The sequence below is a fragment of the Streptomyces sp. NBC_01217 genome, assembly GCF_035994185.1.
In the GTDB taxonomy this organism is placed as follows: domain Bacteria; phylum Actinomycetota; class Actinomycetes; order Streptomycetales; family Streptomycetaceae; genus Streptomyces.
The window spans coordinates 1,457,817-1,470,557 of the sequence record NZ_CP108538.1 but is presented as its reverse complement, the minus strand read 5'-3'; the positions used below and the strand labels follow the sequence as shown (position 1 = coordinate 1,470,557).

The window sequence follows — 12,741 nt, the reverse complement described above, 5'->3', positions numbered from 1 at the left end:
GGGGCCGCCGTTCAGCGCGCACACCGCCCGCGCCCTGGCCTGCGTACTCGATCTTCGATGACGCGAACCGCGGTTCGTCAGGCTCCGGTGTGACAGGGCAGGGGTGCCCCGGACCTCGATGTTTGTCAAGCGATCGGTTCCGATATATCGTTGACGCATCGCGACAGATCAACGATGGAAGGAGCGTAGCGATGCGTTCACATGGACACGACCATGAGCACGGGCATGGACATGGGCACTGCGGGCCCGGTCATCAAGGTCAGGGTGAGTTCGAGGGGCGGAGGGCGGCCTTCGGGCCGTTCGGTCCGCCGTTCGGTCCGCCGTTCAGGGGTGGTCCCTTCGCGGGCGGACGCGGTCGGGGCGGTGGCCGGGGAAGGGCGCGGCGCGGGGACGTGCGTGCCTCGATCCTGGCGTTGCTCAAGGACCGGCCGATGCACGGGTACGAGATGATCCAGGAGATCGGCGAGCGCAGCGGCGGGGCCTGGCGACCCAGTCCGGGATCGGTCTACCCGACCCTCCAGCTGCTGGAGGACGAGGGCCTGATCGTCAGTGCGAGCGAGGGCGGCAAGAAGCTGTTCACGCTCACCGACAGCGGTCGCACCGAGGCGGAATCGGGCCCCGACGCGCCCTGGGAGGAAGCCGGGCGCGGGGTCGACTGGGAGAGCGTCAACGAGATCCGGCAGGCCGGCTTCGGGCTGATGGAGGCGTTCGGTCAGGTCTGGAAGACCGGCTCGGCCGATCAGCGTCAGAAGGCGCTCACGGTCATCAACGACGCCCGTAAGAAGCTCTATCTGATTCTCGCCGACGAGCACTGAACCCGCCGGTGAGGTGTCGAGGGCCTCGCGGCCGAGCCGCGAGGCCCTTTCCCGTCGCCCCGCTGGGCCGTCAGGCGGCGACGAGCCCACCGAGCTTGCGCAGTGACTCGACGAGCGCGGCGGTCGCCGAGTCCTTGAGCTTGCCGGCCATGAGGGAGACCGCGGCGCCGGTGAACTCCCCGTCGATCCGTACCGTGGTCGCATCCCCGTCGGGCGTCAGTGAATAGCGCATGACCAGGTTGACGCCCATGGGCCCCTTGCCCGTGGTGGCCAGCAGGCGCGCGGTCTCCAGCTCCGCCACCGTCCAGGTCACTTCGGCGGGGAAGTCCATGAGCTTCATGTTCTCCTCGTAGGTGGCCGCGAGTTCGAGTGTCGCCGGGCCGCCCTTGGGGAAACCGGTGTGGGTGGCGTTCCACCGGCCGTACGCGGTGAAGTCCGTCAGCTGGGCCCAGACCTTCTCGGCCGGTGCTTCGATGCGCGCCTCTGCACTGACTTCGGCCATGCGACCACCCCTTCTCGGCGGGTTACGGTGTCGCGGAACGTAGCCGCAGTGACGCGAACATTCAATACTGATGAACCGTCAGATCAGATTGACCCGCTCCTCCGCTCCCGCCTGCCAGATCAGTGCGGCATCGAACCGGTCGGAGGCGCGCGGGTGCGGGCCGTCCTCATGGCAGTGGAACGCGGCCCAGAAGAGGTCGGCGAGCAGGGCGTCCGCCGGTGCGTGGATCCGGTACACGTACTCCCGCCCGTCGAGCGCCGGCAGGGCGACCAACCAGGACACGTCCGCTGACCCCTTTCCGGCCGGTGATTGGATGGTGTGGCCTGTGTGACGTACGAGGGCGGCTCCCGGTTGCCGGGGGAGCGCAGTGCAAGGCGGCGCGCGCCGTCTTTCCGGATCGGATCCCGGAAAGGCGAGATCTCATCCGTAAGGAGGAGAAACCGCTCTGGTGTACCCACCTTGCGTGGGATGCCTGAATGGGCCCCTCCGGGGATGCTCCGGCGCTGTGGGACTGATGGGGTAAGAGGTGTGCAAAACCGGACGCCGCGGATTCCTCAGCAGCCCGCACCGAACCGTGCTGAGTTCGACGCCAGACTCACTGTGGAGCTGGCCGCCGTGGTGACGGGTGCCCGCAGGCGCGCACTGCGCGACGGTGACCGGCAGATCGACACCGCGCATCTGCTGCACTCCCTCATCGAATCGGACCCCGAGGTACGGGCGGCCTTCGAGGGCGGACCCCAACTGGCCAAGGTGCTCGGCTATCTCGTCCAGCGCAGTATCGGATACGGGCTGCGCTGGCAGGGCGCGGTGGAGGACTCCGGCGCTGTGCCGGTCGTCGGGGACGTGGATTCAGTGGTGCGGGACACCGGGGCGGAGGGCTGGTCGCCCGCGGCCGCCTCGGCGATGGCCGACGCCCGCGAGCGGGCGGAGCTGCGCGGCGACGTGCGCGCCGGAGGGCTCGACCTGCTCGCTGCACTGGCCTGCGACCACGAGTGCCGGGCCGTCGAGGTGCTAGAGCGGGCCGGTATCGACGCGGCGCAGCTCGCAGCCCGGATCCTGGGGGCGCCGCCCGGCCAGGGGGGGCGGGGGACAGGGGACTGACGGACTGATGTGTGGGTGCCGGCTCGGCGCGTCCGCATCGGCCGCCGGTACGGGGGAAGCCCGCGTGATCGGGGTGTGATTCCCGTTGTCGCCATCCGGCTTTCTCCTCCAGGTCGTGGGCGGCATGCGCGGCCCTCCGTGGAGCCGGGCGTCCGAGTGAGAGTGCGTCAGGGGTCACCGGGGTGACGCTCCTGACGGCAGCTGTCATGATGTGCCGATGTACGCGTCTCAGGGGAGAAGCGCGAGCCTGGGACTTGCCCTGGCCTCGGCGTTCGCATTCGGTGGTTCAGGGGTGGCGGCCAAGCCGCTGATAGAGGCGGGACTCGACCCGCTCCATGTGGTGTGGCTGCGGGTGGCGGGCGCCGCGCTCGTCATGCTGCCCGTCGCCTGGCGGCACCGGGATCTGGTGCGCAGCCGGCCCGTCCTGCTGCTGGGGTTCGGGCTGCTCGCCGTGGCCGGTGTGCAGGCCTTCTACTTCGCCGCGCTCTCCCGTATCCCCGTCGGTGTCGCCCTCCTCGTCGAGTATCTGGCTCCCGCGCTCGTTCTCGGCTGGGTCCGTTTCGTCCAGCGCCGACCGGTCACCCGGGGTGCCGCGGTCGGTGTGGTGCTCGCCGTCGGGGGACTCACCTGCGTGGTCGAGATCTGGTCCGGGCTGAGCTTCGACGTGGTCGGGCTGCTGCTCGCGCTCGGCGCCGCCTGCTGCCAGGTCGGTTACTTCGTCCTGTCGGACCAGGGCAGCGGGGACCGTGCGGAAGGTGCCGAACCGCCGCACCCGATCGGCGTCATCGCGTACGGGCTGCTGATCGGTACGGTCGTCCTCACCGTGATCGCCCGGCCCTGGGGCATGGACTGGTCGGTGCTGGGCGGCAGCGCGGGCATGGATGGCACGGATGTTCCCGCATGGCTCCTGCTCGGCTGGATCGTGCTGATGTCGACGGTGATCGCCTACGTCACCGGGGTGGTCTCGGTACGGCTGCTCTCACCCGCGGTGGCGGGCGTCGTCGCCTGTCTCGAAGCGGTGATCGCCACCGTGCTCGCCTGGGTGATGCTCGGCGAGCACCTGTCGGCACCGCAGCTCATCGGCGGTTCCATGGTGCTGATCGGTGCCTTCATCGCCCAGTCGGCGACACCGAAGACGTCCTCCGGCCCCGTCGCATCGGGGCCGGGCGAGGGGCAGGCCGCGGGATCGGACGGACGCCGTGGCGCCGCCGAGGAGGAGTTGTCCGCCGACCGGGCCACGACATAATGTGACGATCATGCATTCGACCGTGCTTCCGCCGCCCGCTGCCTAGCGCGGGCGGCCACTCCTGACGAAGACCGGGCTCGGGCAGTCCCCGAGCGGTTCGTCGCTGCCCGTGTGCGGAGCCGAGCGACCACCGTCCTGTCTTCATCTGGAGAAGTCACGTGTCGAATCCTGCTTCCGGCCTGCCCGTCGGGCGGAGCCTCTTCTATCTGATCGTCGCCGGTGTGGCCTGGGGCACTGCCGGGGCCGCAGCTTCGCTGATCTTCGAGGTCAGCGATCTGGGTCCGCTCGCTCTGTCGTTCTGGCGCTGCCTGGGCGGTCTCGTGCTGCTGCTCGCCGCGCTGGCGCTCCGGCCCCGACGCGCACCCGCCGCACCCGCCGAACCGCGCCGCCGTCGGCTGCTGCGCATCCTGGGGACCGGCGTGGGTCTCACCGTCTTCCAGAGCGCGTACTTCGCGGCCGTCGAGGCGACCGGCCTCGCGGTCGGGACCGTCGTCACCCTCGGAGCGGGTCCCGTGCTCATCGCGGTCGGCGCACGGCTGACGATGGGGGAGCGGCTGGGGCGCGGCGGACTCGCCGCGGTGGTGGGCGCGTTGGCCGGGCTCGCCGTACTGGTGCTCGGCGGTGGCGACGCCACGGTGCGGCCCGCCGGAATCGCCCTGGCGCTCCTCTCCGCGGCCGGCTATGCCGCGATCACTCTGCTGACCCGGTGGCTCGGCCGCGACGGCGGCGCCGGCGACTCGCTCGCCACCAGCGCCTGGGCCTTCGGAATCGGAGCCGTCGGACTGCTCCCGATGGCCGCCGCGGAAGGCCTCGTACCGCACACCGCTCAGGCCGGACAGGTCGCGGTGCTGCTGGTGTACGTGGCCGCGGTACCGACCGCGCTCGCTTACGCGCTCTACTTCGCGGGCGCCGCGGTGGTGCGGGCCGCGACGGTGTCCGTGATCATGCTGCTCGAACCGGTCAGCGCGGCGGTCATCGCCGTGGTGGTGTTCCGTGAACAGCTCACCGCGACCACGGTCGTCGGGACGTTGCTGCTGCTCGCGGCCGTGGCGGGGCCGGCGTTCGCCGAGGCGCGCAGCGCCGCGCACGCCCGCCGCCGGGCAGCCGTACCGGCCTGACCGCCGGGGCGGACGACCACGGGGGTGGACGGGCCGGCGTTCCCGACGGCAGGTCCGTCCATCCTCCGGGCCGGCTCAGAGCGCGGTGATGTAGTCCGGTACCCCGATCGCGGGATCGAGGTCGTCCGAGGGGAGAGGTGTCGCATAACCGCGGGCGAGCGGGACGACACCCGCCCAGTGGGGCAGTCCGAGGTCGCGGGGGTCGTCGTTGGGGCCGCCGGTGCGGATCTTGGCGGAGACCTCCTGGAGGTCGAGGCGGATGACCGCCGTCGCGGCCAGTTCCTTCTCGTCCGCGGGCCGCGAGTCCGCGGACCGGCCCGGCACCACGTGGTCGACGATCGCGTCCAGCGCGGTCCGCCGCTCCTGCGGGTCGGTGACCGTGCGCGCGATGCCGTGGACCACCACGGAGCGGTAGTTGATGGAGTGGTGGAAGGCGGAGCGGGCCAGCACCAGCCCGTCGACATGCGTCACCGTCAGGCAGACGGGCAGGCCGGGGTCGGTCCGGCCGGTCTCGCGCAGCGGACGGGAGCCGGTCGAGCCGTGCACGTAGAGCCGCTCGCCGACCCGGGCGAAGAGCGTCGGCAGGACGACCGGTGCACCGTCACGGACGAAGCCGAGATGGCAGATGTATGCCTCGTCCAGTATCGAATGGACCAGTTCCCGGTCGTATGCCGCGCGCTCGCGGGAGCGGGTCGGGACAGTGCGCTCGGTCGGCCGGTATCCGGTCGTGGCGTCCGGGCCCGTGGTCTGCTGCGGTGCGGTGTCCGGCATTGCGTACTCCATTGCACTAGTGCATAATCTTGTTTGTGCTAGGAGAGTATCGGATCGTCGGGCGGCGCGCATCGGAAATTGCCGCCAGTGTGGAGCGCGGGGTCGGCTCGGGGGATCTCGCGCCCGGGCAAGTGCTGCCGCCGATGCGGGAGTTGGCGGACCTGCTGGGAGTGAATCCCAATACGGTCGCGGCCGCCTACCGCACGCTCCGCGAGCGCGGGGTGATCGAGACGGCCGGGCGCCGGGGCAGCAGGGTGCGGCCGCGCCCCGCGAGCACGACGCGCGGTTCACTCCGGGTCGAGGCGCCGCCCGGGGTACGGGATCTGGGGGAGGGGAACCCCGACCCGGCGCTGCTGCCCGCGCTGGGAGAGGCGTTCGCGGCGGCCGCGGACGACTATGCGCGGCGGCCGGGTATGTACGGACAAGCCCCGGTGGACCCGGAGTTCGCCGCACTCGCCCGCGCCGCGCTGGATGCCGACGGGGTGTCGGCCGGGCCCGTGGTCGCGGCCTCCGGATCGCTGGATGCGATCGAACGCGTACTGGTCGCGCATCTCAAGCCCGGTGACGCGGTGGCTGTCGAGGATCCGGGGTGGGGCAGCATGCTGGATCTCATACCGGCGCTGGGGCTGCGCCCTGTGCCCGTCGCACTCGACGACGAGGGACCGGTTCCCGATGCCGTCGAACACGCGCTGAACGCCGGTGCACGCGCGCTCGTGGTCACCGACCGCGCGCAGAATCCGACCGGGGCCGCGATCAGTCCCGGGCGCGCCTTCGAACTGCGTGGCGTCCTCGCCGGACACCGCAGCGTCCTGCTGATAGAGGACGACCACGGGCACGCCATCGTTGATCAGCCGCTGTACCCGCTGGCGGGTGCCACCGACCGGTGGGCGTTCGTGCGCTCCGTCGCCAAGGCCTACGGGCCGGATCTGCGGGTGGCCGTGCTGACCGGCGACCCGGTGACCCTCGACCGGGTGGCGGGCCGGCAGCGGCTCGGCCCCGGCTGGGTCAGCAGACTGCTGCAGCGGGCCGTGGTCCACCTGTGGTCCTCGGGCGCGGTCGACTCGCGCGAGGTGGCGCTGGCGTACGCGAAACGGCGGGACGCACTCGTGCGGGCACTGGAGAAGCGGGGCGTGGAGGCGCACGGGCGCAGCGGCATGAATGTGTGGGTGCCGGTCAGTGACGAGACCGGTGCGGTGGCGCGGTTGCTGCACGCGGGCTGGGCAGTGGCGCCCGGGGCACGGTTCCGGACGATCGCGCCCCAGGGGATCAGGATCACCGTCTCGCCGCTCACCGAGGCCGATATCGAGCAGCTGGCCGATGCCGTGGCGGCAGCTGCGGGACCGGCGAAACCGTTCAACTACGGCTGAGAGCCGGTCCTGGTCCCGGCTCTGCCGCTGCGCGCCCGGCTCTGGGTGAGGGCGGCGCCCGCCAGGACCACGAGAGCGCCGACCGGGGTGTTCCAGCTCAGCTGCTCACCGAGCACGACGACTCCGGCGGCGGTGGCTATGACCGGAATGAAGTAGGTGACCATCTGCGCGGTCGTCGGTCCGACCTCCTCCACGAGGCCGTACTGCATCAGCACTGCGAGGCCCGTACCGAGCGCCCCCAGGGCGACCACGGCAAGGGTCGGGAGCAGCGGGAATCCATCGGGTGCCGAGGTGAACAGCGGGGTCACCAGGGCTATCTGCACCGTGCCGAGAAAGAGCTGACTGCCGGTCAGGGCCAGCGTGGACGAACCGCCGCCCGCCAGCGTTCTGCGGACGTAGATCCAGCCGATCGGATAGCTCAGGGAGGCGAGCAGGGCCATGACCGTGCCGCTGAAGTCCAGTCCGGAGAAGCCCTGCCATGCACCCAGCACGGTCAGTACGCCGAGGAAGCCGAGCCCGAGTCCGGCGACGCGGCGACGGGTCGGTCGATCCTCGGAGAGCGCGACGAGTGAGAGCGCCATGCCCCACAGGGGAGAGGTCGCATTGCAGATACCGGCCAGGGTCGACGGGATGCTCAGTTCGGCATAGGCGAAGAGCGAGAACGGCAGCGCGTTCAGGAAGAACGCGGCGACGGCCAGATGCCCCCAGGTGCGGGCGCCGCGCGGCAGCCGCTCCCGTTGTACCGCCATTGCTACGGCCAGTACCGCCGTGCCCGACAGGAGGCGGCCGAGGGTGACCTGGAATGGGGCGTACCCCTCGGCACCGACCTTGATCAGGAGGAAGCTGAAACCCCAGATGAGCGAGAGCGCCCCGAACCGGATCCGCCAGTCCAGCGCCCGGCGCGCGGCAGGCGCTGTGCCCGGAGCCGAATCCGAGCCGGGAGTCGGAGAGTCCGGAGCCGGTACGGTCTTCCCGGTCGGCCGGGCAGGGGCGGAGGACTCGGTGGGAGGCGTGGTCGTGGGTGTGGCGGGCGCGCTCATGGGGTCAACGATGACGAAATCAACCACGTAGGACAAGTGAGACTTCGTGCGAGCCTCTGCGTAGCATTGCTTACATGCTGAATCTGGAGCGCTTGCGCACCCTGGATGCCCTCGCCCGGCACGGTTCGGTCAGCGGAGCGGCAGAGGGGCTGCATGTCACCACATCGGCAGTCTCCCAGCAGATGGCCAAGCTGGAGCGGGAGGTGGGGCAGCAGCTGCTCGCCAAGAACGGCCGCGGTGTCCGGCTCACCGATGCCGGCCGGCTGCTCGCCGACCACGCGGCCCGGATCCTGTCCCAGGTCGAGCTGGCACAGTCCGACATCGAGGCACAGCGCGGTGAGGTGGTGGGCGAGATCCTGCTCTCGGCCTTCCCGACCGCGGCGCGCGGACTCTTCCCCGCCGCGCTCCAGGCTCTGCGCGTGGACCACCCCGAACTGCGCGTACGTACGAGGGAACTGGAGCCCGAGGACGGAATTCGTGCGGTGATCAGGGGCGACATCGATCTCGCGGTGGTGCTGGACTGGAGCAACAAACGGCTGCCGGTGCCCGGTGGCCTGGCCAAGGCCGAACTCCTGGACGACGCACCGGACGTCGCGATGCCGGCCGGTCACCGCCTTGCCGACCGGGCGGAGGTGGACCTGGAGGAGTTCGCCGACGACGACTGGGTGTCCTGGCCCGAGGGCGAGTTCTGCTACGACTGGCTGATGTTCACCCTGCGCTCGAAGGGCATCGAGCCGCGCATCGCGCACCTGGCGGGCGAGCACCACACCCAACTCGCCCTGATCGCCGCGGGAATGGGAGTCTGTGTGGCGCCTCGGCTGGGCAGGGGACCGGTGCCCGACGGGGTGCGGCTCGTCCCCGTTCGGCAGAAGATGCGACGGCACGTCCATGCCGTGTGGCGTACCGACGCGGACCGGCGCCCGTCGATCAGAGCGGCCGTCGCGGCGCTGCGGGTGGCCGGCCGGGAACTGGATGCGCCGTCGGCGTAATAGGGGGAAGGGGGCGTCAGGTCGCGGAGGGGCCCGCCAGCTTCCGGAAGTCCCAGGAGGTGATGGCCTGCGGGGTCAGGCGCAGCCAGGCGTGCCGCCCGTCGTGCGGCATGGTGTCCATCCCGAAGTACTTCGCCGCGAACAGCCGTTCCGGGACGACGAGTTCGGGGCAGGGCTCGCCGGTGCGCGGTGCCTCTGCGACGGGGACGGCTGTGCCGGACAGTTCGATTCCGCGCAGGTCCGCGTACTCCACCCCGTCGTCCACGACCACCGCGATTCTCGGGTCGTCGCGCAGCTGGGACCAGCGCAGACTGCGGGTGATCGAGTACAGCCAGAGCGAGGTGCCGTCCCAGGTGAACCACAGGGCGCCGACATGGGGACGGCCGTCCGCGGACACGGTGGCGACCCGGCAGGTGCGCTGTTCGGCGAGATAGCTGTCGCGTTCCGCGTCCGTCATCATGATCCGGCGGCCCCGGCGCTGAATGGTGGCCATGGGATGCCCCTCCCGATAGCTGACTCCGTGTCAGAGATCATGGGGCCTCTTCCCTCATCACGCAATGGCGGTTAGCCTCGCGCGCCCGATCCGCCGCCGAAAGGGGCAGCCGTGCCGCCGAAGGAACAGCTCGCCGAGCAGCTCGATCCGGCCACCACCGTGCTTCTGACGGTCGAATGCCAGCAGGGTGTCGTGGGTCCCGGGAGTGCGCTGCCCGAACTGGCCGAGGAGGCCAGGTCCTCCGGCGCCCTGCACCGCGTCGCACGGCTGGTCGCGGCGGCCCACGAGGCCGGGGTCCAGGTACTGCACGCGGTGGCCGAACGCCGCCCCGACGGACGGGGTGCCAACAACAACGCCCGGCTCTTCCGGGCCGCGGGCCGACTGCCCGTACAACAGCATTCGGGCACGACGGCGGTACGGATCGCCGCACCCATCGAGGTGGCGGACGAGGACCTCGTCGTGCGCAGACTGCACGGCCTCTCGCCCATCGCCGGTACGGACGTGGACGCCCTGCTCCGCAACCTCGGCTGCCGGACGCTCCTCGTCACCGGGGTCTCGGCCAATGTCGCCATCCCCAACGCGGTGTTCGACGCGGTGAATCTCGGATATACGGCGGTGGTGCCGTCCGATGCCATCGCGGGGGTGCCGGCCGACTACACCCCCGCGATGATCCGCAACACACTTGCCCTCGTGGCCACCATCACCAGCACCGACGATGTGCTCGGCTGCTGGCGCGGCCGAGGGCGGGCTAGGACGCGAGCGTGATCGAGTCGCCCTCGACCGTGATCGGCTGGGCGGGCAGCGGCTGGGTCGCCGGACCGGCGGCCACTTCGCCCGTCGCGAGGTCGAACTTGCTGCCATGGCACGGGCAGTTGATGGTGCCGTCCGACACGCTCGACACCGCGCATCCCTGGTGGGTGCACTTCGACGAGAACGCCTTGAACTCGCCGGCCTTGGGCTGCGTCACCACGACACCCTGGTCGCCGAAGATCGTTCCACCGCCCTCAGGGATGTCGGCGGTCTTCGCCAGCGCCTTCCCTCCGCCGCCGTCCGATCCGTCATCGGCCGGCTTGACCGCATCCGAACCGCCCGACTCCTTCTGGGCGCCGCACGCGGTGAGTACGGCGGCCACCGAGACGGCTCCGACCGCTGCCACGACGGTCCGACGCCCGGGACGGACCTCGTGCTCCTGCGATGCGCTCATGCTGGCTCTTCCTTCCGCGATGTTCACGACTTCTGTGCTGACGACTGCTGCGCTCACGATTTCTGCGTTCACTGCTTCCGTGTCTGTCCAGGGGTACGCGCAGGGGTACCCCGGTGTTCAACGGCTCAGGGACTTCCTGTGGAAGTCCCGCTCCAGCAACAACGGACTGCTCACCGTCTCCCACTGGCTGACCGGAAGGCCGGCCCCGGACAACGGCGGCGCCGTGTGTGACCGGCCCGCTGCCGCGAGCGCGGCGGAGAACCCCAGCATGCGGGCGACGGCCACATTGTCATCGGCAGGTCCGTGCGTCGGCATGAGCGTGCATGTCGACCCGGCCGCCTACAGGAGCGGTGAACAGCGCTCCTGCTTCCGCCAAGTACATCCGGGTGGCCGAGAAACCGTTCCTCCCAATGGGTGTCGTGGTGCCGTCGACCGGTCGGCGTACCAGCGGCGACCGCCGTGTACAGCGGGTCGGTGCGGCGGGGAGACCATGCGAGACGCTTGATTGTCAGAGGCGTCTGTAAAGCTGGGCGACATGACACTGAAGACCTTCGACGACCTTGAGCGAGCCATTCGAGGCGGTTGGGGCGCGGACACCGCGACGCCGGATCACCGACCGAACTGGACCCCGGACAATCCGGCGCGCGACCAGTGCGGTGTCACCGCCCTGGTGGTGAACGATCTGCTGAGGGGTGAGCTGATCCGCGGCGAGGTGCATGTCAACGGTGAGCGAGTGGACTACCACTGGTGGAACCGTCTGGGCATGGGGATCGAAGTCGATCTCACGCGCGAGCAGTTCGCCGCCGACGAGATAGTCGTCGGCGGCGCTGTGATCGAACGGCCCGCGGAGATCGTGCGGCTGCGCGAGGAGTATGAGCTGCTGCGCAGCCGAGTCCTTGGGGCGCTGGGATCGTAGGCGTTTGTTACGTCTCTGGGCGAGGTCGGCGCGGTGGCCGACGGCGGTGCTACCGGCGTGCCCCGGAACTCACCGAGCGGTGGCGAAACTCCCCGGCTGTTCCCCGGGCGGGTGGCTGGGCCGTGCCGTCACCGTACGTGTATCCGGACGAGGCGGTGCCCCTCGGGAAGCACCCGGGTGCGGTCACTGCCGAGCATCCGGACCGCCCGGTGCGGCGGGCCGCGGGGACTCGCCCTCGATGATCACCGCGGGGTCCTCAGGAGGCGAGGACGATCACACCGTCTCCGATCAGCTTCAGCCCGAGAACGAAGAAGAGGACGGCCATCACGGCGACATTGTGCCGTACCGCCCAGTCACGCCAGTTTCCGAGTACGTCTTTCGCCCGTTCGCCCATGATCAGGTAGACGCCGAGCGGTGCGAGCACTCCCACCGAGGCGATGACGACGAAAATGGCGAGTGTTCCGATCTGCTGCGGCACGGGGATTCCGGCCGAGCTGATCGACGCTCCGGCGGCGATGGTCAGGGGCGCGTTCTTGGCGTTGGCCGCCGACAGCAACAGCCCCAGCCCGAGGATCTTGAGTGGAGTGAAGCGGTCGATCGCGGCCATCCATTTGGGCAGCTGTGCCTGAGAGGGGTCGGCGGGGCGTCGGTGCCACTGGCGTGCTCCGAACAGGGCCAGCAGTACACCCAGGGCGAGCTTCAGGGCCCCCACCCAGGTGGCCGGATGTTTGTCGCCGGAAGCGCCGCCCGGGCCACCGACCGCCAGCATGATCGCGCCCAGCACCGCCAGCCCCAGGATCCAGCCGACGGCGAACAGGGCTCCGTTGAGATGACCGCGGGGAGTGGCCAGGATGAGGATCATCGCCACGATGGGAAGCGGACTGACGGCGACACCGGCCGCCAGGCCCAGCACATCGCCTACAGCGTGTCCCAAAGCAACCTCCGCGAGAGTGGATGTGATCGGGCCGAACCGAGGCCGCGGAGCCATGTGCGGGGTCCGACGGCCCATCCAGGGCCGCGCACAGGTCTCGTCCCCAGGCCATCATCGGATGGCCCCGGCCGCAGGGCGCGGCACCGGCGTCGAACGGGTGAGGGCCGAGAGGAGGCGCCGCCTGTTCAGCGCACGCGGGGGAACCGTGCGTGCCTTGCACGCCGGGCGCGGAGGTGGCCGTGCCAGGG

General features: G+C 70.5%; 16 protein-coding genes. 8 read left to right on the top strand and 8 right to left on the bottom strand.

Going from position 1 to position 12,741, the window contains the following annotated elements:
* Positions 1-191: 191 nt before the first annotated feature.
* Entirely contained in the window at positions 192-815 is a 624-nt protein-coding gene (locus OG507_RS06310; RefSeq protein ID WP_327366141.1) for a PadR family transcriptional regulator, read from the top strand.
* 70 nt (positions 816-885) lie between these two features.
* Here OG507_RS06310 and OG507_RS06305 read toward each other — a convergent pair whose 3' ends face one another.
* Positions 886-1,317, bottom strand: coding sequence for a type II toxin-antitoxin system Rv0910 family toxin (locus OG507_RS06305; RefSeq protein WP_327366140.1), 432 nt, complete (start codon positions 1,315-1,317; stop codon positions 886-888).
* A 78-nt stretch (positions 1,318-1,395) separates the two neighbouring features.
* Entirely contained in the window at positions 1,396-1,599 is a 204-nt protein-coding gene (locus OG507_RS06300; RefSeq protein WP_327366139.1) for a hypothetical protein, read from the bottom strand.
* 246 nt (positions 1,600-1,845) lie between these two features.
* On the opposite strand from OG507_RS06300, the gene OG507_RS06295 reads away from it, so the two are divergent.
* The 3 genes from OG507_RS06295 (at position 1,846) to OG507_RS06285 (ending at position 4,782) form a co-directional block, all read left to right on the top strand.
* Positions 1,846-2,418, top strand: coding sequence for a Clp protease N-terminal domain-containing protein (locus OG507_RS06295; protein WP_327366137.1), 573 nt, complete (start codon positions 1,846-1,848; stop codon positions 2,416-2,418).
* Between the two features lie 217 nt (positions 2,419-2,635).
* Positions 2,636-3,664, top strand: coding sequence for an EamA family transporter (locus OG507_RS06290; protein ID WP_327366136.1), 1,029 nt, complete (start codon positions 2,636-2,638; stop codon positions 3,662-3,664).
* A 158-nt stretch (positions 3,665-3,822) separates the two neighbouring features.
* The gene (locus OG507_RS06285) at positions 3,823-4,782 is read left to right on the top strand and encodes a DMT family transporter (RefSeq protein WP_327366135.1); all 960 of its coding nucleotides are present in this window, start codon (positions 3,823-3,825) and stop codon (positions 4,780-4,782) included.
* Positions 4,783-4,857: 75 nt separating this feature from the next.
* Here the strand turns inward: OG507_RS06285 and OG507_RS06280 are convergent, their stop codons facing one another.
* Positions 4,858-5,553, bottom strand: a complete 696-nt coding sequence (locus OG507_RS06280; protein WP_327366134.1) for a pyridoxamine 5'-phosphate oxidase family protein — start codon at positions 5,551-5,553, stop codon at positions 4,858-4,860.
* Positions 5,554-5,588: 35 nt separating this feature from the next.
* On the opposite strand from OG507_RS06280, the gene OG507_RS06275 reads away from it, so the two are divergent.
* Positions 5,589-6,920 (top strand): aminotransferase class I/II-fold pyridoxal phosphate-dependent enzyme, encoded by a 1,332-nt coding sequence (locus tag OG507_RS06275; RefSeq protein WP_327366133.1) that lies wholly within the window; start codon positions 5,589-5,591, stop codon positions 6,918-6,920.
* On the opposite strand, the gene OG507_RS06270 is transcribed toward OG507_RS06275, so the two are convergent.
* Positions 6,911-7,960, bottom strand: coding sequence for a DMT family transporter (locus OG507_RS06270; protein ID WP_327366132.1), 1,050 nt, complete (start codon positions 7,958-7,960; stop codon positions 6,911-6,913). The two genes, OG507_RS06275 and OG507_RS06270, sit on opposite strands and share 10 nt — an antisense overlap.
* Positions 7,961-8,034: 74 nt before the next feature.
* Here OG507_RS06270 and OG507_RS06265 point away from each other — a divergent pair, with 74 nt between their 5' ends.
* Positions 8,035-8,949, top strand: a complete 915-nt coding sequence (locus OG507_RS06265; RefSeq protein ID WP_327366131.1) for a LysR family transcriptional regulator — start codon at positions 8,035-8,037, stop codon at positions 8,947-8,949.
* 16 nt (positions 8,950-8,965) lie between these two features.
* Here the strand turns inward: OG507_RS06265 and OG507_RS06260 are convergent, their stop codons facing one another.
* The gene (locus OG507_RS06260) at positions 8,966-9,442 is read right to left on the bottom strand and encodes a pyridoxamine 5'-phosphate oxidase family protein (RefSeq protein ID WP_327366130.1); all 477 of its coding nucleotides are present in this window, start codon (positions 9,440-9,442) and stop codon (positions 8,966-8,968) included.
* Between the two features lie 111 nt (positions 9,443-9,553).
* Between OG507_RS06260 and OG507_RS06255 the strand changes: the two genes are divergently transcribed.
* Positions 9,554-10,207 (top strand): cysteine hydrolase, encoded by a 654-nt coding sequence (locus OG507_RS06255; protein ID WP_327366129.1) that lies wholly within the window; start codon positions 9,554-9,556, stop codon positions 10,205-10,207.
* Here the strand turns inward: OG507_RS06255 and OG507_RS06250 are convergent.
* Positions 10,191-10,646 (bottom strand): Rieske (2Fe-2S) protein, encoded by a 456-nt coding sequence (locus tag OG507_RS06250; protein ID WP_327366128.1) that lies wholly within the window; start codon positions 10,644-10,646, stop codon positions 10,191-10,193. The two genes, OG507_RS06255 and OG507_RS06250, sit on opposite strands and share 17 nt — an antisense overlap.
* A gap of 117 nt (positions 10,647-10,763) precedes the next feature.
* Positions 10,764-10,961 (bottom strand): hypothetical protein, encoded by a 198-nt coding sequence (locus OG507_RS06245; RefSeq protein WP_327366126.1) that lies wholly within the window; start codon positions 10,959-10,961, stop codon positions 10,764-10,766.
* A gap of 220 nt (positions 10,962-11,181) precedes the next feature.
* Here OG507_RS06245 and OG507_RS06240 point away from each other — a divergent pair, with 220 nt between their 5' ends.
* The gene (locus OG507_RS06240; protein ID WP_327366125.1) at positions 11,182-11,562 is read left to right on the top strand and encodes a YunG family protein; all 381 of its coding nucleotides are present in this window, start codon (positions 11,182-11,184) and stop codon (positions 11,560-11,562) included.
* Positions 11,563-11,818: 256 nt separating this feature from the next.
* Here OG507_RS06240 and OG507_RS06235 read toward each other — a convergent pair whose 3' ends face one another.
* Complete coding sequence (locus OG507_RS06235; protein WP_327366124.1) at positions 11,819-12,496, bottom strand: GAP family protein; 678 nt, start codon at positions 12,494-12,496, stop codon at positions 11,819-11,821.
* Positions 12,497-12,741: the final 245 nt, after the last annotated feature.

What these genes read in the sequence shown, in the direction of transcription:
- OG507_RS06240 (WP_327366125.1), top strand. Translation starts at nt 11,182, where the DNA reads ATGACACTGAAGACCTTCGACGACCTTGAGCGAGCCATTCGAGGCGGT.
- OG507_RS06250 (WP_327366128.1), bottom strand. Translation starts at nt 10,646, where the DNA reads ATGAGCGCATCGCAGGAGCACGAGGTCCGTCCCGGGCGTCGGACCGTC.
- OG507_RS06260 (WP_327366130.1), bottom strand. Translation starts at nt 9,442, where the DNA reads ATGGCCACCATTCAGCGCCGGGGCCGCCGGATCATGATGACGGACGCG.
- OG507_RS06290 (WP_327366136.1), top strand. Translation starts at nt 2,636, where the DNA reads ATGTACGCGTCTCAGGGGAGAAGCGCGAGCCTGGGACTTGCCCTGGCC.
- OG507_RS06245 (WP_327366126.1), bottom strand. Translation starts at nt 10,961, where the DNA reads ATGCCGACGCACGGACCTGCCGATGACAATGTGGCCGTCGCCCGCATG.
- OG507_RS06310 (WP_327366141.1), top strand. Translation starts at nt 192, where the DNA reads ATGCGTTCACATGGACACGACCATGAGCACGGGCATGGACATGGGCAC.
- OG507_RS06280 (WP_327366134.1), bottom strand. Translation starts at nt 5,553, where the DNA reads ATGCCGGACACCGCACCGCAGCAGACCACGGGCCCGGACGCCACGACC.
- OG507_RS06265 (WP_327366131.1), top strand. Translation starts at nt 8,035, where the DNA reads ATGCTGAATCTGGAGCGCTTGCGCACCCTGGATGCCCTCGCCCGGCAC.
- OG507_RS06270 (WP_327366132.1), bottom strand. Translation starts at nt 7,960, where the DNA reads ATGAGCGCGCCCGCCACACCCACGACCACGCCTCCCACCGAGTCCTCC.
- OG507_RS06305 (WP_327366140.1), bottom strand. Translation starts at nt 1,317, where the DNA reads ATGGCCGAAGTCAGTGCAGAGGCGCGCATCGAAGCACCGGCCGAGAAG.